We start from the raw sequence: 15,155 nt of genomic DNA, 5'->3' as shown, positions 1-15,155 counted from the left end.
AAATGATTTTTGATACGCACACACATTTAAATGTAGAAGAATTTGCAGGACGTGAGGCAGAAGAAATCGCCTTGGCTGCTGAGATGGGTGTGACACAGATGAATATTGTTGGTTTTGATAAGCCAACCATTGAACGAGCCCTAGAGTTGGCAGATGAGTATGAGCAACTCTACGCAACTATTGGCTGGCATCCGACGGAAGCAGGCACTTACACAGATGAGATCGAAGCTTACTTGCTTGAAAAACTAAAACATCCTAAGGTCGTTGCCTTGGGGGAGATTGGTCTGGACTATCACTGGATGACAGCATCTAAGGAAGTGCAGGAACAGGTTTTTCGCCGTCAGATTCAGTTGTCTAAGGATTTGAATTTGCCTTTTGTGGTCCATACCCGTGATGCGCTAGAAGATACTTATGAGATTATCAAGAGTGAGGGCGTTGGTCCTCGTGGTGGGATTATGCATTCATTTTCAGGCTCTTTGGAGTGGGCTGAGAAGTTTGTCGAGCTTGGCATGACCATTTCTTTCTCGGGAGTGGTGACCTTTAAGAAAGCGACGGATATCCAAGAAGCTGCTAAAGAGCTACCTTTGGATAAAATTTTGGTAGAGACGGATGCCCCCTACCTGGCTCCTGTTCCTAAACGTGGCCGTGAAAACAAAACAGCCTACACACGCTATGTGGTGGACTTTATCGCGGATTTGCGTGGGATGACGACTGAGGAGTTAGCCGCAGTAACAACTGCAAATGCGGAGCGTATCTTTGGATTGGACAGCAAGTGATGAAAGAAAAAATTTCCCAAGTCATTGTGGTCGAAGGTCGCGATGATACGGCCAATCTCAAACGTTACTTTGATGTAGAGACCTATGAAACACGAGGTTCCGCAATAAATGACCAGGATATAGAGCGGATTCGTCGCCTGCATGAACTGCATGGAGTCATTGTCTTTACAGATCCAGATTTTAATGGGGAACGCATTCGTCGCATGATTATGACGGCCATTCCAACAGTGCAGCATGCCTTCCTCAAGCGAGATGAGGCTGTTCCCAAATCTAAGTCCAAGGGACGTTCTCTGGGAATTGAACACGCCAGCTATGAAGACCTAAAAACAGCGCTGGCTCAGGTGACAGAGCAATTTGAAAACGAGAGTCAGTTTGACCTCAGTCGGAGCGACTTGATTCGCCTAGGTTTCCTAGCGGGAGCAGACAGTCGTAGACGCCGAGAGTATCTAGGCGAACAGCTCCGCATCGGCTATTCCAATGGAAAACAGCTGCTCAAGCGGTTGGAGTTGTTTGGAGTAACCTTGGCAGAAGTGGAAAAAGTGATGACTAAGTATTCAAACTAAGGAAATCAGAAATGAAAAAAGTAATTATTACAGGTGGCAATAGTGGTATTGGCTACCAGTCTGCTAAACAGTTGGCTGAGAAGGGCTGGTCGGTGACCCTGTTTTGCCGGCGAAAAGAAGCTGCTGAGCAAGCCTGTGAGAAAATCCGTCAACAAACAGGAAATCCGCATGTAGATTATATCTTGGTTGATCTATCTGATGTGAAGAGTGTCAGAAAAGTGGCGGAACAGTATATTCAAAAAGAAGACGTTCTAGACGTTCTGATTAACAATGCAGCTGATTTTGATTTGTCAGTCAAAAAGCCAATCCTGACTAGAGAGGGATTAGAAAAGCAATTCGCGACCAACGTGGTTGCTCCCTTTTTACTTTCTACTTTGTTGAGAGGCTTGTTGGAAAAGTCTGAGAATGGTCGAATTATTAATATTTCTTCTCAAGGGCTGATGCTTTATCCCTTCATGAAGCTTGATTTTGAAAATTTAGCTGGTCAAAAACATTATAGTCCTGCTAAGACCTATTATCAGAATAAACTAGCCTTGTTGATGCTGTCGCTTTATATGCGGAAACATTGGAAAGGTATCAAGGTTCAGGCGATTCGTGTGACCAATGTCAAAGTTGATATGCGCCGCTATGATCACCTCAGCGCTTTTATGAAAAATCTGTATAAAATTAAGTCAAGATTTTCGATTAATCCTGAAGAAATGGCGAAAGTCTATACAGCTTTATCTACAGAAGATGGATATGACGGTTTTTTGTATGACGAGAAATGCAGAGAAGTAAAGGCTAACGCATCTGCGTACAAGGAAGAAGACCAGAAAAAACTCTACACCTTGTTAGAGAAAATGACATTTTCAAGAGACAATCTATAAAGAATTAGAAAAATAAATTTTATGCTTACTTCAATAGTGGAAAGAAATTTAGATATCGAAATCTGTTTGGAGAGTCCTGAAAAGTGATAACAATGACCCGATACCCCGAAAATATAAGGGGAATGTGTTACAATAGAGGTACCTAGATTTATTTTGATAGCGTTAAGATAGAAACTTATAAGGACAGTGCGAAATGAAAATTCGAGTTGATAGAGATTCTATTTGTATGGGGGATGATGTACTGCCTCATGAGGTGGAATTTGAGATTCCTGAAGATATGACGGTGAAAGAATTTTTTGACTTTCTAGAAAAGGAACGATATTTGCCGTCTGTTCGAGGAAACAATGTCGCTTGGGAACTCCGTACTCGAAATGGGGAACAAGGTGTTTATTTCACCAAAACACGAGAGGTTATCCATCCAGACGCGATCTTAAAAGAGATGTTGGAAGGTATTACTGAGACTCCCTTATTTGTTTTGCTCTATCATTATACTCCGGAAGCATATTATATTAGAAAAGAGAATAAATGAGAATTGCAGATTATAGCGTGACCAAGGCAGTGCTGGAGCGTCACGGTTTTACCTTTAAAAAGTCCTTCGGGCAAAATTTCCTGACGGATACCAATATCCTTCAAAAAATCGTGGATACAGCTGAAATTGATGATCAGGTTAATGTCATCGAAATCGGGCCAGGGATTGGTGCCTTGACAGAATTTTTGGCTGAGCGTGCAGCTCAAGTCATGGCATTTGAGATCGACCACCGTTTGGTACCGATTTTGGCAGATACCCTGCGTGATTTTGACAATGTAACAGTAGTCAACGAGGACATTCTCAAAGTTGACTTGGCCCAGAATATCCAGAATTTCAAAAATCCTGAATTGCCGATTAAGGTAGTTGCCAATTTGCCCTACTATATCACAACGCCTATTCTCATGCATTTAATCGAGAGTGGCATTCCTTTTAGTGAGTTTGTCGTCATGATGCAAAAAGAAGTGGCGGATCGCATCTCAGCACAGCCCAATACCAAGGCTTACGGTAGTTTGTCGATTGCTGTTCAATATTACATGACAGCAAAGGTTGCCTTTATCGTGCCTCGTACGGTCTTTGTACCAGCACCAAACGTGGACTCAGCTATCTTGAAAATGGTGCGCCGTCCAGACCCTGCCGTAGCAGTGGAAGATGAGCAGCTCTTCTTTAAGGTTTCCAAGGCTAGCTTCACTCATCGTCGCAAGACCTTATGGAACAATTTGACAGGCTACTTTGGGAAGACCGAAGAAATCAAGGACAAACTGACCAAGGCTTTGGACCAGGCAGGCTTATCTCCATCTGTGCGTGGGGAAGCTCTCAGCTTAGAAGAGTTTGCCAGCCTAGCAGATGCGCTTAAAGGACAGGGACTCTAAGATGCAGGGACAAATCATTAAAGCCTTAGCAGGATTCTACTATGTAGAGAGTGATGGTCAAGTCTATCAGACACGTGCGCGTGGGAATTTCCGTAAAAAAGGTCACACACCCTACGTCGGAGACTGGGTAGATTTTTCTGCTGAGGAAAATTCCGAAGGTTATATCCTCAAGATCCACGAACGGAAAAATAGTCTGGTCCGTCCGCCTATTGTTAATATTGACCAAGCAGTGGTTATCATGTCGGTCAAGGAGCCGGATTTTAATAGCAATTTGCTGGATCGCTTCTTGGTTCTTTTGGAGCACAAGGGTATCCATCCCATCGTCTATATTTCTAAAATGGATTTGCTAGAAGATAGGGAAGAATTAAGTTTTTACCAACAAACCTATCGTGCTATTGGTTACGACTTTGTGACTAGTAAGGAAGAGCTATTGCCTTTGTTGACAGGCAAAGTGACAGTTTTTATGGGGCAGACAGGTGTTGGGAAGTCAACCCTCCTCAATAAAATCGCACCGGACCTCAATCTTGAAACAGGAGAAATCTCAGACAGTCTTGGTCGCGGTCGTCATACCACTCGGGCTGTTAGTTTTTACAACCTCAATGGAGGTAAAATCGCAGACACGCCAGGATTTTCATCGCTGGATTATGAAGTGTCAACGGCTGAAGACCTCAATCAGGCCTTTCCAGAGATTGCCAGTGTCAGTCGAGACTGTAAGTTCCGTACTTGTACCCATACCCATGAGCCGTCCTGTGCGGTCAAGCCAGCTGTAGAAGAGGGTATCATTGCAACCTTCCGTTTTGACAACTACCTGCAATTCCTCAGCGAAATTGAAAATCGCAGAGAAACCTATAAAAAAGTCAGCAAAAAAATTCCAAAATAAGGAGAAACCTATGTCTCAATACAAGATTGCTCCGTCAATTCTGGCAGCAGATTATGCCAACTTTGAACGTGAAATCAAGCGCCTAGAAGCAACTGGTGCAGAATATGCCCATATCGATATCATGGATGGGGACTTTGTACCACAAATCAGTTTTGGTGCAGGTGTGGTTGAAGCTCTTCGGCCTCATAGCAAGATGGTCTTTGACTGCCACTTGATGGTGGCGAATCCTGAACACCACTTAGAAGATTTTGCGCGTGCAGGTGCAGACATCATCAGTATCCATGTAGAAGCAACGCATCATATTCATGGCGCTCTCCAAAAGATTCGTTCGCTCGGTGTCAAACCTTCGGTTGTCATCAATCCTGGGACACCTGTGGAGGCGATCAAGCACATCCTTCATCTAGTTGACCAAGTCTTGGTTATGACAGTTAACCCTGGCTTCGGTGGGCAAGCATTTCTACCTGAAACCATGGACAAGGTTCGTGAGTTGGTTGCCCTTCGTCAGGAAAAAGGTTTGAGCTTTGAGATTGAAGTCGATGGCGGTATTGATGACCAGACTATTGCTCAAGCCAAAGAAGCTGGTGCGACCGTTTTTGTAGCAGGATCCTATGTCTTTAAGGGAGATGTCAATGAACGAGTGCAAACTCTCAGAAAACAACTGGACTAGAGTTGCCGTTTTTGCAGGCGGAGATCGCGGTCATTACCGGACGGATTTTGATAGCTTTGTCGGTGTGGATCGAGGATCGCTCTGGGTCTTGGAAGAAAACCTTCCTCTTGCTCTAGCAGTTGGGGATTTTGATTCTGTGACCGCAGACGAACGTCAGTTAATTCAAGAACGTGCCCAGCATTTTGTCCAAGCCCGACCAGAAAAAGATGATACAGATTTGGAATTGGCTCTCTTGACCATCTTTGAGCAAAATCCTCAGGCTCAGGTGACTATTTTCGGTGCTCTTGGTGGTCGTATTGACCATATGCTGGCTAATGTCTTTCTGCCTAGCAATCCCAAGTTGGCACCCTATATGCGCCAGATAGCGATTGAGGATGGGCAAAATGTGATTGCCTATTGTCCAGAAGGGACGAGTCAGCTAGAACCACGCTCAGACTATGACTATCTAGCTTTTATGCCGGTTCGGGATAGCCAGCTGACCATTCTCGGTGCCAAGTATGAGTTGACAGAGGAAAATTTTTTCTTTAAAAAAGTGTATGCTTCTAACGAATATATAGATAGGGAAGTTTCGGTAACTTGCCCAGATGGCTATGTTGTTGTGCTGCATAGCAAGGACAGGAGGTAGGATGGAGACTGTATTACTACTATTATTAATTGCCAACCTAGCTGGACTCTTTCTGATTTGGCAAAGGCAGGATAAGCAAGATAAGCACCTAGCCAAGAGTTTGGAGGATCAAGCAGACAATCTTTCAGATCAACTGGATTATCGCTTTGAACAAGCCAGACAAGTCAGCCAGCTGGATCAAAAAGACTTGGAAGTGGCTGTCAGCGATCGTTTGCAAGAAGTGCGAATAGAGTTGCACCAAGGCCTGACTCAAGTTAGACAGGAGATGAACGAGAATCTCCTTCAAACCAGAGATAAGACCGACCAACGCCTTCAAGCCCTGCAGGAATCAAATGAGCAACGCTTGGAGCAAATGCGCCAGACGGTCGAGGAAAAACTGGAAAAGACCTTGCAGACGCGCTTGCAGGCTTCTTTTGAGACAGTTTCCAAGCAACTGGAGTCGGTCAATCGTGGTCTTGGAGAGATGCAGACAGTTGCCCGCGATGTCGGGGCCCTCAACAAGGTTCTCTCTGGGACCAAGACGCGAGGGATTCTGGGTGAATTGCAACTGGGGCAAATCATTGAAGACATCATGACACCTGCCCAGTACGAACGAGAATACGCAACGGTTGAGAACTCCGGCGAGCGAGTAGAGTATGCCATCAAGCTACCTGGCCAAGGCGATCAAGAATATGTCTACTTACCGATTGACTCCAAGTTTCCACTGGCGGATTATTACCGCTTAGAAGAAGCCTATGAAGCAGGCGATAAGAACGAAATTGAACGTTGTCGCAAGTCACTCCTAGCAAGCGTTAAGCGCTTTGCCAAGGATATCAAGAGTAAGTACCTGGCGCCACCTCGGACGACCAATTTTGGAGTCTTGTTTGTTCCGACAGAAGGCCTTTATTCAGAGATTGTTCGCAATCCGGTCTTCTTTGATGATTTGAGGCGGGAGGAACAGATTATTGTTGCTGGTCCAAGTACCCTATCAGCCCTGCTTAATTCCCTATCAGTTGGCTTCAAAACTCTCAATATCCAAAAGAGTGCTGACCATATCAGCAAGACCCTTGCTAGCGTCAAGACCGAGTTTGGCAAGTTCGGAGGCATTCTGGTCAAGGCACAAAAGCATCTCCAACATGCCTCTGGCAATATTGATGAATTATTAAACCGTCGTACTACAGCTATCGAGCGGACGCTCCGTCACATTGAATTATCAGAAGGTGAGCCTGCGCTTGATCTACTCCATTTCCAAGAAGATGAGGAAGAATATGAAGATTAATCACATGAAAAAAGATGAGCTGTTTGAAGGCTTTTACCTGATTAAGTCAGCTGACCTGAGACAGACGCGTGCTGGGAAAAACTACCTAGCCTTTACCTTCCAAGACGATAGTGGCGAGATTGAAGGAAAACTCTGGGATGCCCAGCCTCATAACGTTGAGGCCTTTACCGCTGGGAAAGTAGTCCACATGCAGGGACGTCGAGAAGTTTATAACAACACTCCTCAAGTTAATCAAATCACGCTTCGTTTACCTCAGCCTGGGGAACCCAATGATCCAGCTGATTTCAAGGTCAAGTCGCCAGTTGATGTCAAGGAAATCCGTGACTATATGTCGCAAATGATTTTCAAGATTGAAAATCCTGTTTGGCAGCGTATCGTTCGCAGTCTCTACACCAAGTATGATAAGGAATTCTACTCCTATCCAGCTGCCAAAACCAACCACCATGCCTTTGAAACGGGTTTGGCCTATCATACAGCAACCATGGTGCGCTTGGCAGATGCCATTAGCGAGATCTATCCTCAGCTCAACAAGAGCCTGCTCTATGCTGGGATTATGCTGCACGACTTGGCTAAGGTTTTAGAACTCAGTGGTCCCGATCAGACGGAGTACACAGTGCGAGGCAATCTCATCGGCCATATCGCCCTCATCGATAGCGAAATTACCAAGACAGTCATGGAACTCGGTATCGATGATACTAGAGAAGAAGTGGTGCTACTGCGCCATGTCATTCTCAGTCATCATGGCTTGCTGGAGTATGGAAGCCCAGTCCGTCCACGCATTATGGAGGCAGAGATTATTCATATGATCGATAATCTGGATGCCAGCATGATGATGATGTCAACGGCTCTAGCTTTGGTGGATAAAGGAGAGATGACCAATAAAATCTTCGCTATGGACAATCGTTCCTTCTATAAACCAGATTTAGATTAATGATTTAAGAAAAACGAGCATTTTTTACGCAATAATGTTCGTTTTTTTATGTGAATGTGGTATAATGGATAAAATATCAAAATTAAATGGAATGGTAAATAAAAATGAAATTAAGAAGAAGTGATCGGATGGTTGTCATTTCCAACTATTTGATTAATAATCCATACAAACTAACAAGTCTCAACACCTTTGCAGAAAAGTACGAATCTGCTAAATCATCGATTTCAGAGGACATCGTGATTATCAAGCGTGCCTTTGAGGAAATCGAAATCGGTCATATTCAGACTGTAACTGGAGCAGGTGGTGGCGTTATCTTTACACCATCAATCTCGAGTCATGAAGCCAAAGAAATGATCGCAGACTTGCGTGACAAACTTTCAGAAAGCGACCGTATCTTGCCAGGTGGCTATATCTACTTATCTGATTTGCTCAGTACACCTGCCATTTTGAAAAATATTGGGCGTATCATTGCCAAGAGCTTTATGGACCAAAAAATCGATGCCGTTATGACAGTGGCAACAAAAGGTGTGCCACTCGCAAATGCAGTTGCCAATGTCCTCAATGTTCCATTTGTCATTGTGCGTCGTGATTTGAAAATCACCGAAGGTTCAACGGTCAGTGTCAACTACGTATCAGGTTCAAGTGGAGACCGCATTGAGAAAATGTTCCTTTCAAAACGCAGTCTCAAGGCAGGCAGTCGTGTCTTGATTGTGGATGACTTCTTGAAAGGTGGCGGAACGGTCAACGGGATGATTAGTCTCTTGCGTGAGTTCGACTCTGAATTGGCTGGTGTCGCAGTCTTTGCAGATAATGCTCAAGAAGAACGTGAAAAGCAGTTCGATTACAAGTCACTCTTGAAAGTAACCAATATTGATGTCAAGAACCAATCCATCGATGTTGAGATTGGAAATATCTTTGACGAAGACAAATAAGAGATAGAACTAAAGGTTGGAACGATTGTCCCAGCCTTTCTTTGCAAACAGAATAGAAGGAAGCTTATGAAAACACCATTTATCAGCCGAGAAGATTTAGAAACAATTGTTGCAGAGTTCCCAACTCCCTTTCACTTGTACGACGAGAAGGGGATTCGTGAAAAAGCAAGAGCGGTCAACAAGGCTTTTTCGTGGAATGAGGGCTTTAAGGAATATTTTGCCGTCAAGGCCACTCCAACTCCAGCCATCTTGAAAATTCTCAAAGAGGAAGGTTGTGGTGTGGACTGTTCTAGTTATGTAGAGCTCTTGATGAGCCACAAACTGGATTTCCCCGGTTCTGAGATCATGTTCTCATCAAACAACACACCAGACCAAGAGTATGCTTATGCGCGTGAACTGGGCGCAACCATTAACTTGGATGCCTTTGAAGACATTGAGCATCTGGAGCGAGCGGCAGGCATTCCAGAAATCATCTCTTGTCGTTACAATCCTGGTGGTGTTTTTGAACTGGGGACAGACATCATGGACAATCCTGGGGAAGCCAAGTTTGGTATGACCAAGGCTCAGCTTTTTGAAGCCTTTGCTATTTTGAAGGAAAAAGGAGCCAAGACTTTTGGGATTCATTCCTTCCTAGCATCCAATACCGTCACCCATCTCTACTATCCAGAGTTGGCCCGCCAGCTTTTTGAATTGGCTGTTGAAATCAAGGACAAGTTGGGCATTTCGCTAGACTTTATCAATCTTTCTGGTGGAATCGGAGTCAACTACCGCCCAGACCAGGAGCCAAATGACATTGCTGTGATTGGTGAGGGAGTTCGTAAGGTTTATGAGGAAGTCCTCACGCCAGCAGGTCTTGGTCAGGTCAAGATTTTCACTGAATTGGGCCGTTTTATGCTGGCACCTCACGGAGTTCTCGTCACCAAAGTAACTCATAAAAAGAAAACCTACCGTACCTATCTAGGTGTGGATGCCTCGGCCGTCAACCTCATGCGCCCCGCCATGTATGGAGCCTACCATCATATCACCAATCTGACCCATCCAGATGGGCCAGTTGAGGTCGTAGACGTGGTCGGTTCACTCTGTGAAAACAATGATAAATTTGCCATTAATCGCGAACTACCTCATACAGAAATCGGTGATTTGCTGGTGATTCATGATACAGGTGCACATGGATTCTCCATGGGTTATCAGTACAATGCCAAACTGCGTTCGGCAGAAATCCTCTATACCGAAGAAGGCAAAGTCCGTCAAATCCGCCGTGCAGAGCGTCCTGAGGACTATTTCGCAACCTTGTATGGTTTTGATTTTGAACCCGATCATTAAAAAATGAAAATGAAAGTGAAAAACAGATTGCTTTCTAAAAAATAGACAAAAATCTTGTTTTTCCCTCAAGTCGTGATATAATAAAACTATAAAACGGTTTCAAGGAAGGTGACGATATGTCTGAAGAAACAATTGACTATGGACAAGTGACAGGAATGGTGCATTCGACAGAGAGTTTTGGGGCGGTAGATGGTCCTGGGATTCGTTTTATTGTCTTTTTGCAGGGTTGTCACATGCGTTGCCAGTACTGCCATAACCCAGACACATGGGCTATGGAGACCAATAAATCACGCGAACGGACAGTAGATGATGTCTTGACAGAAGCTCTTCGTTATCGTGGATTCTGGGGAGACAAGGGAGGAATCACTGTCAGTGGTGGAGAGGCACTCTTACAGATTGATTTCTTGATTGCCCTCTTTACCAAGGCCAAGGAAAAAGGAATCCACTGTACCTTGGACACCTGTGCCCTTCCATTCCGTAACAAGCCACGTTATCTCGAAAAGTTTAATAAACTCATGGCTGTGACAGATTTGGTTCTCTTGGATATCAAGGAAATCAACGAAGAACAGCACAAGATTGTTACCAGCCAAACCAATAAAAACATCTTGGCCTGTGCCCAGTATCTATCAGATATTGGAAAGCCTGTTTGGATTCGCCATGTGCTGGTTCCGGGATTGACAGACAGAGATGACGACTTGATCGAACTTGGTAAATTTGTCAAGACCCTCAAAAACGTTGACAAGTTTGAAATCCTACCTTATCACACTATGGGAGAATTCAAATGGCGTGAACTTGGGATCCCTTATTCGCTTGAAGGGGTCAAACCTCCCACAGCAGACCGTGTTAAGAATGCCAAGGAATTGATGGATACAGAAAGTTACCAAGACTACATGAAACGTGTTCATGGATAAAAAAGAAGCCTGATGGAAACATCGGGCTTTTGTGATGCAAAAAGACTTAGCCTTTCAGCTAAGCCTTTTGAGTCTTATCTAGATCGTTGTTTACCAGAGTTGCGGTTTTTCTTTTTCTTATTGGTCGTGATCGCTTGAGCCTGCTTAGGAGTCACGTCTTTTCTTGCACCTGCAGAAGGGCTGACTTTCGGAGGGTTCTTTTCGTATTCTTCACGTACTTTTTGACGAAGTTTTGGACGAACGACATAGTTGACGATAAACTGTTGGAGAATCATCATGAAACCACCGACAACCCAGTAAAGTGTTACACTGGCTGGTGAGAAGAGGGAGAAGATAACAATCATGAGTGGGCTCATGTAGATCATTTTCTTAAGTTGTTCTCTTTGCATCTCATCTTCTACTCCATGAAGCGAGAGGAGAGATTGGATGTAGTAAAGAATACCTGCAAAGGCTACGAGGAGCATGCTTGGTGAGCCTAGTTCGATACCGAGAAAGCTAGATCCTGCGACCCCTTCAGTATGTTGGGCTGCAAAGTAGATAGCAGAGAAGAAAGGCATTTGGAGCAAGATAGGGAAACATCCGACGCCTCCTAGCATGCTGATACCATGTTCTTTTTGGGCGGCAAAGAGAGCTTGTTGAGCCTCAAGTTTTTCTTCTTGAGTTGTTGCTTCTTTTAGACGTGTTTGATGTGGTTCAAGCACGTGTTTGAGGGCGTTCATCTTTTCAGAGTGAAGCGTCGCCTTCCACGATTGGTAGATACCGAGCGGCAAGATAATTAAACGCACGATAATGGTGACGATGATAATCCCCATCCCAAAACCAAGTCCCATATCATTAGCAAAGTATTTGATGGCCTCTGCCATAGGCGCTCCGATGGTGTTCCAGATAAATCCAGTCGGTTCTCCAGTCGTTTTATCAACAGAAACGCAACCTGTCAAGACGAGTAGCATAGCCACTCCCATAGCAGAGAGGGCAAAACGTTTAATAGATTTCAATGTTTTCATTCCTTCTTTAAAAATTATACCTTTCTATTCTACTGTTTTTTTGTAAAATATACAATAGTTCTGGAGACCTAATTTGCGACTTTGAAGTCCGAATAGGATGAAAAGTTGCTCATTTGCACATCTAGATAGGTAACTTTTGAAAAAGGCGTTGGACCTTTACGGATTTCTTGGATAAATTTTGCCATAGTGGCAGAGGAGTCTGCCTGAGCAAGAATTTCCACTGTGCCATCGTCATTATTCCAGACACGACCAGTGATGCCACCGATTTCAAGCGCTAGAGTATAAACGCCCCAGCGAAAACCAACACCCTGCACCCTACCTTGGGCAATCATTCTAACCTTTTGCATACCAAACCCCTTTGATTGTGTTATAATATTTCTATGACTATTATAACCTCAAAAGCCAATTCTGTGGTAAAAAATGCCAAGAAATTGCATCAAAAAAAATATCGAAAGTCTGCTTATTTGATTGAGGGTTGGCACTTATTCGAAGAAGCTGTTCAAGCTGGAGTGACGATTGAGAAGATTTTTGCCCTAGAAAGTTACCGAGATCAGCTAGCGGCTTTTCCTCAAACTGTCTGGGTTTCAGAGGAGATTTTGCGGGATTTGGCAGATTCTCAAACACCACAGGGAATCGTAGCAATCGTCCAAAAAGAAGAAGTAGGACTGCCTGATCTTCGTCAGGGTAAGTTTCTATTTTTAGAAGATGTTCAAGATCCTGGTAATGTTGGCACCATGATTCGGACTGCGGATGCGGCAGGTTTTACAGGGGTCATTGTTTCAGACAAGTCAGCAGATATATACAGCCTCAAGACCCTGCGTTCCATGCAAGGAAGTCATTTTCATTTGCCCATCTATCGTATGCCTGTTGCCACCTTTGTAGAAGGGGCTAAAAAGAGTGACTTGCCCATTCTGGCAACGACCTTATCGAGAGAGTCAAAGGATTATCGTGAGCTTTCTCCCCTAGAAGACTTTGTTTTAGTCATGGGAAATGAAGGACAGGGGATTAGTTCTGTCATGGCTGAGAGTGCTGATCAGCTGGTTCATATAAGCATGAAAGGTCGAGCAGAAAGTCTCAACGTGGCAGTTGCAGCAGGCATTTTGATGTTTTATTTCAGCTAATTTATAAAATCTTTGTTATAATCAAGACATATTTATAGAAAAAGGAGAATCAGAATGAATCAAACAATTATTCAAGAACGTTCAGGTCTCAATCAATTTTACGCTAAGGTTTATGCCTTTGTGGGACTTGGGATTGGTCTGTCAGCTCTCGTGTCAGCTTTGATGTTGACGGTCTTTCAGACTCAATTGGTCTACTTTTTAATGCATGGTCGTCTCTGGTTGATGATTGCAACTTTTGCAGAACTTGGTCTGGTCTTTGTTGCGAGTAGCATGGCTGCTAAAAACAGTCCAGCAGCTCTCCCAGTATTTTTAATTTATTCTGTTTTAAATGGCTTCACACTTAGCTTTGTCGTAGCCTTCTATACACCTGGGACCGTCTTATCAGCCTTTGTATCCAGCGCCCTTCTCTTCTTTGTCATGGCAGCAATCGGAATTTTCACTAAGAAAGATTTGAGTGGAATGGGACGTGCTCTGATGGCTGCGCTTGTTGGCCTCATCATTGCCATGATTGTGAATATTTTCTTAGCTAGTGGTTTCTTTGACTACATGATTAGTATTGCCATGGTCTTGGTCTTCTCAGGTTTGATTGCTTGGGACAACCAAAAGATTCGCTATGTTTATGAGCAGTCACGAGGGCAAGTAGCGACAGGTTGGGTCATTTCAATGGCGCTCAGCATCTACCTAGACTTTATCAACCTCTTCCTTAGCATCTTACGAATCTTTGGTCGAAACGATTAATGAATGACAGAGTCAGTGTTCTAAAGAGCGCTGACTTTTTCTTATTTACTCTTTCCTTTTCTTGAAAATAGGTGTATAATGCTTTTAATTAATTTTTTAGGAGTAGTTATGAAGAAAAGCTTTATTCATCAGCAAGAAGAAATTTCTTTTGTTAAAAACACCTTTACCCAGTATTTGAAAGATAAACTAGAAGTCGTGGAAGTTCAGGGACCTATCTTGAGCAAGGTCGGCGATGGTATGCAGGACAACCTGTCCGGTGTCGAACATCCAGTATCTGTCAAGGTTTTGCAGATTCCAGATGAAACCTATGAAGTCGTTCACTCACTTGCCAAATGGAAACGCCACACCTTGGCTCGTTTTGGTTTCGGTGAAGGTGAGGGTCTGTTTGTTCACATGAAGGCTCTTCGTCCAGACGAAGATTCGCTGGATGCAACCCACTCTGTTTATGTAGACCAGTGGGACTGGGAAAAAGTGATTCCAAATGGACAACGTAATATCGCCTATCTCAAAGAAACCGTTGAAAAGATTTATAAGGCTATTCGTCTGACAGAGCTGGCAGTAGAAGCACGCTATGATATTGAATCTATCTTGCCAAAACAGATTACCTTTATCCATACGGAAGAGTTGGTGGAACGCTATCCAGATCTAACACCGAAAGAGCGTGAAAACGCAATCTGTAAAGAGTTTGGTGCAGTCTTCTTGATTGGTATTGGTGGCGAGTTGCCTGACGGGAAACCTCATGACGGCCGCGCACCTGACTACGATGACTGGACAACAGAGTCTGAGAATGGCTACAAGGGACTGAATGGGGATATTCTGGTTTGGAATGAATCTCTTGGATGTGCCTTTGAACTTTCCTCAATGGGGATTCGGGTAGATGAAGACACGCTTCGTCGCCAAGTTGCCCTTACAGGAGACGAAGATCGTCTTGAGTTGGAATGGCATAAGGCTCTGCTTAACGGCCTTTTCCCATTGACAATCGGTGGGGGTATCGGACAGTCTCGGATGGCCATGTTCCTTCTTCGTAAGAAACACATCGGAGAGGTTCAGACCAGTGTCTGGCCTCAAGAAGTCCGCGACACTTATGAAAATATCTTGTAGGGAATCGAACCGTAAGGTTCGGTTTTCTTTCTCTTTTTGCCTATAATTTGGTATAATAAAC

18 protein-coding genes are annotated in these 15,155 nt (G+C 44.0%); 16 read left to right on the top strand and 2 right to left on the bottom strand.

Annotated elements, in window-relative coordinates:
- The first annotated feature begins 2 nt into the window (after positions 1 to 2).
- The 13 genes from GOM48_RS08460 (at position 3) to pflA (ending at position 11,130) form a co-directional block, all read left to right on the top strand.
- A complete protein-coding gene (locus tag GOM48_RS08460; protein WP_235097127.1) occupies positions 3 to 776 on the top strand; it encodes a TatD family hydrolase in 774 nt (257 codons plus the stop codon).
- On the top strand, positions 776 to 1,339 hold the full coding sequence (gene rnmV, locus GOM48_RS08455; protein WP_235097126.1) for a ribonuclease M5: 564 nt from the start codon (positions 776 to 778) through the stop codon (positions 1,337 to 1,339). The genes GOM48_RS08460 and rnmV overlap by 1 nt, the downstream gene beginning before the upstream one ends.
- Before the next feature lie 11 nt (positions 1,340 to 1,350).
- Entirely contained in the window at positions 1,351 to 2,205 is an 855-nt protein-coding gene (locus GOM48_RS08450) for an SDR family NAD(P)-dependent oxidoreductase (RefSeq protein ID WP_235097125.1), read from the top strand.
- A gap of 193 nt (positions 2,206 to 2,398) precedes the next feature.
- A complete protein-coding gene (locus GOM48_RS08445) occupies positions 2,399 to 2,734 on the top strand; it encodes a hypothetical protein (protein WP_235097124.1) in 336 nt (111 codons plus the stop codon).
- Positions 2,731 to 3,603, top strand: a complete 873-nt coding sequence (rsmA, locus tag GOM48_RS08440) for a 16S rRNA (adenine(1518)-N(6)/adenine(1519)-N(6))-dimethyltransferase RsmA (RefSeq protein WP_235097123.1) — start codon at positions 2,731 to 2,733, stop codon at positions 3,601 to 3,603. The genes GOM48_RS08445 and rsmA overlap by 4 nt, the downstream gene beginning before the upstream one ends.
- A 1-nt stretch (position 3,604) precedes the next feature.
- Positions 3,605 to 4,483: a ribosome small subunit-dependent GTPase A gene (rsgA, locus tag GOM48_RS08435; RefSeq protein WP_001161970.1), complete on the top strand. Its 879-nt coding sequence runs from the start codon at positions 3,605 to 3,607 to the stop codon at positions 4,481 to 4,483.
- Between the two features lie 10 nt (positions 4,484 to 4,493).
- Entirely contained in the window at positions 4,494 to 5,150 is a 657-nt protein-coding gene (gene rpe, locus GOM48_RS08430) for a ribulose-phosphate 3-epimerase (protein WP_000084982.1), read from the top strand.
- Positions 5,113 to 5,775 (top strand): thiamine diphosphokinase, encoded by a 663-nt coding sequence (locus GOM48_RS08425; RefSeq protein ID WP_235097122.1) that lies wholly within the window; start codon positions 5,113 to 5,115, stop codon positions 5,773 to 5,775. The genes rpe and GOM48_RS08425 overlap by 38 nt, the downstream gene beginning before the upstream one ends.
- Before the next feature lies 1 nt (position 5,776).
- Positions 5,777 to 7,033, top strand: coding sequence for a DNA recombination protein RmuC (gene rmuC / locus GOM48_RS08420; RefSeq protein ID WP_235097121.1), 1,257 nt, complete (start codon positions 5,777 to 5,779; stop codon positions 7,031 to 7,033).
- A complete protein-coding gene (locus tag GOM48_RS08415; protein WP_235097120.1) occupies positions 7,023 to 7,964 on the top strand; it encodes a 3'-5' exoribonuclease YhaM family protein in 942 nt (313 codons plus the stop codon). Before rmuC ends, GOM48_RS08415 begins: the two co-directional genes overlap by 11 nt.
- A gap of 104 nt (positions 7,965 to 8,068) precedes the next feature.
- A complete protein-coding gene (purR, locus tag GOM48_RS08410) occupies positions 8,069 to 8,896 on the top strand; it encodes a pur operon repressor (RefSeq protein ID WP_002874197.1) in 828 nt (275 codons plus the stop codon).
- A 66-nt stretch (positions 8,897 to 8,962) separates the two neighbouring features.
- Entirely contained in the window at positions 8,963 to 10,219 is a 1,257-nt protein-coding gene (locus GOM48_RS08405) for a diaminopimelate decarboxylase (protein WP_235097119.1), read from the top strand.
- A 116-nt stretch (positions 10,220 to 10,335) separates the two neighbouring features.
- On the top strand, positions 10,336 to 11,130 hold the full coding sequence (gene pflA / locus GOM48_RS08400) for a pyruvate formate-lyase-activating protein (RefSeq protein WP_001288280.1): 795 nt from the start codon (positions 10,336 to 10,338) through the stop codon (positions 11,128 to 11,130).
- 74 nt (positions 11,131 to 11,204) lie between these two features.
- On the opposite strand, the gene yidC is transcribed toward pflA, so the two are convergent.
- Both yidC and GOM48_RS08390 read right to left on the bottom strand, forming a co-directional pair.
- On the bottom strand, positions 11,205 to 12,125 hold the full coding sequence (gene yidC, locus GOM48_RS08395; RefSeq protein ID WP_025168371.1) for a membrane protein insertase YidC: 921 nt from the start codon (positions 12,123 to 12,125) through the stop codon (positions 11,205 to 11,207).
- A gap of 77 nt (positions 12,126 to 12,202) precedes the next feature.
- On the bottom strand, positions 12,203 to 12,481 hold the full coding sequence (locus GOM48_RS08390; RefSeq protein WP_001174620.1) for an acylphosphatase: 279 nt from the start codon (positions 12,479 to 12,481) through the stop codon (positions 12,203 to 12,205).
- 33 nt (positions 12,482 to 12,514) lie between these two features.
- Here GOM48_RS08390 and GOM48_RS08385 point away from each other — a divergent pair, with 33 nt between their 5' ends.
- The 3 genes from GOM48_RS08385 (at position 12,515) to asnA (ending at position 15,094) form a co-directional block, all read left to right on the top strand.
- The gene (locus GOM48_RS08385) at positions 12,515 to 13,255 is read left to right on the top strand and encodes a TrmH family RNA methyltransferase (RefSeq protein ID WP_004246533.1); all 741 of its coding nucleotides are present in this window, start codon (positions 12,515 to 12,517) and stop codon (positions 13,253 to 13,255) included.
- Positions 13,256 to 13,309: 54 nt separating this feature from the next.
- A complete protein-coding gene (locus tag GOM48_RS08380; RefSeq protein WP_001076875.1) occupies positions 13,310 to 13,993 on the top strand; it encodes a Bax inhibitor-1/YccA family protein in 684 nt (227 codons plus the stop codon).
- A 108-nt stretch (positions 13,994 to 14,101) separates the two neighbouring features.
- Positions 14,102 to 15,094: an aspartate--ammonia ligase gene (asnA, locus tag GOM48_RS08375; protein ID WP_000747987.1), complete on the top strand. Its 993-nt coding sequence runs from the start codon at positions 14,102 to 14,104 to the stop codon at positions 15,092 to 15,094.
- The last annotated feature ends 61 nt before the right edge of the window (positions 15,095 to 15,155 follow it).

It is taken from the genome of Streptococcus oralis (assembly GCF_021497885.1).
Taxonomy (GTDB): domain Bacteria; phylum Bacillota; class Bacilli; order Lactobacillales; family Streptococcaceae; genus Streptococcus; species Streptococcus oralis_BQ.
The sequence above is the reverse complement of the archived record's forward strand: the minus strand, read 5'-3'. Positions and strand labels throughout refer to the sequence as shown.

Bases quoted from the DNA above. Each gene is read 5' to 3' on its own strand.
- purR (WP_002874197.1), top strand. From the start codon at position 8,069: ATGAAATTAAGAAGAAGTGATCGGATGGTTGTCATTTCCAACTATTTG.
- rsgA (WP_001161970.1), top strand. From the start codon at position 3,605: ATGCAGGGACAAATCATTAAAGCCTTAGCAGGATTCTACTATGTAGAG.
- rmuC (WP_235097121.1), top strand. From the start codon at position 5,777: ATGGAGACTGTATTACTACTATTATTAATTGCCAACCTAGCTGGACTC.
- pflA (WP_001288280.1), top strand. From the start codon at position 10,336: ATGTCTGAAGAAACAATTGACTATGGACAAGTGACAGGAATGGTGCAT.
- GOM48_RS08385 (WP_004246533.1), top strand. From the start codon at position 12,515: ATGACTATTATAACCTCAAAAGCCAATTCTGTGGTAAAAAATGCCAAG.
- rpe (WP_000084982.1), top strand. From the start codon at position 4,494: ATGTCTCAATACAAGATTGCTCCGTCAATTCTGGCAGCAGATTATGCC.
- asnA (WP_000747987.1), top strand. From the start codon at position 14,102: ATGAAGAAAAGCTTTATTCATCAGCAAGAAGAAATTTCTTTTGTTAAA.
- GOM48_RS08425 (WP_235097122.1), top strand. From the start codon at position 5,113: ATGAACGAGTGCAAACTCTCAGAAAACAACTGGACTAGAGTTGCCGTT.
- GOM48_RS08415 (WP_235097120.1), top strand. From the start codon at position 7,023: ATGAAGATTAATCACATGAAAAAAGATGAGCTGTTTGAAGGCTTTTAC.
- GOM48_RS08450 (WP_235097125.1), top strand. From the start codon at position 1,351: ATGAAAAAAGTAATTATTACAGGTGGCAATAGTGGTATTGGCTACCAG.
- GOM48_RS08460 (WP_235097127.1), top strand. From the start codon at position 3: ATGATTTTTGATACGCACACACATTTAAATGTAGAAGAATTTGCAGGA.
- GOM48_RS08380 (WP_001076875.1), top strand. From the start codon at position 13,310: ATGAATCAAACAATTATTCAAGAACGTTCAGGTCTCAATCAATTTTAC.
- GOM48_RS08405 (WP_235097119.1), top strand. From the start codon at position 8,963: ATGAAAACACCATTTATCAGCCGAGAAGATTTAGAAACAATTGTTGCA.
- rsmA (WP_235097123.1), top strand. From the start codon at position 2,731: ATGAGAATTGCAGATTATAGCGTGACCAAGGCAGTGCTGGAGCGTCAC.
- GOM48_RS08390 (WP_001174620.1), bottom strand. From the start codon at position 12,481: ATGCAAAAGGTTAGAATGATTGCCCAAGGTAGGGTGCAGGGTGTTGGT.
- rnmV (WP_235097126.1), top strand. From the start codon at position 776: ATGAAAGAAAAAATTTCCCAAGTCATTGTGGTCGAAGGTCGCGATGAT.
- GOM48_RS08445 (WP_235097124.1), top strand. From the start codon at position 2,399: ATGAAAATTCGAGTTGATAGAGATTCTATTTGTATGGGGGATGATGTA.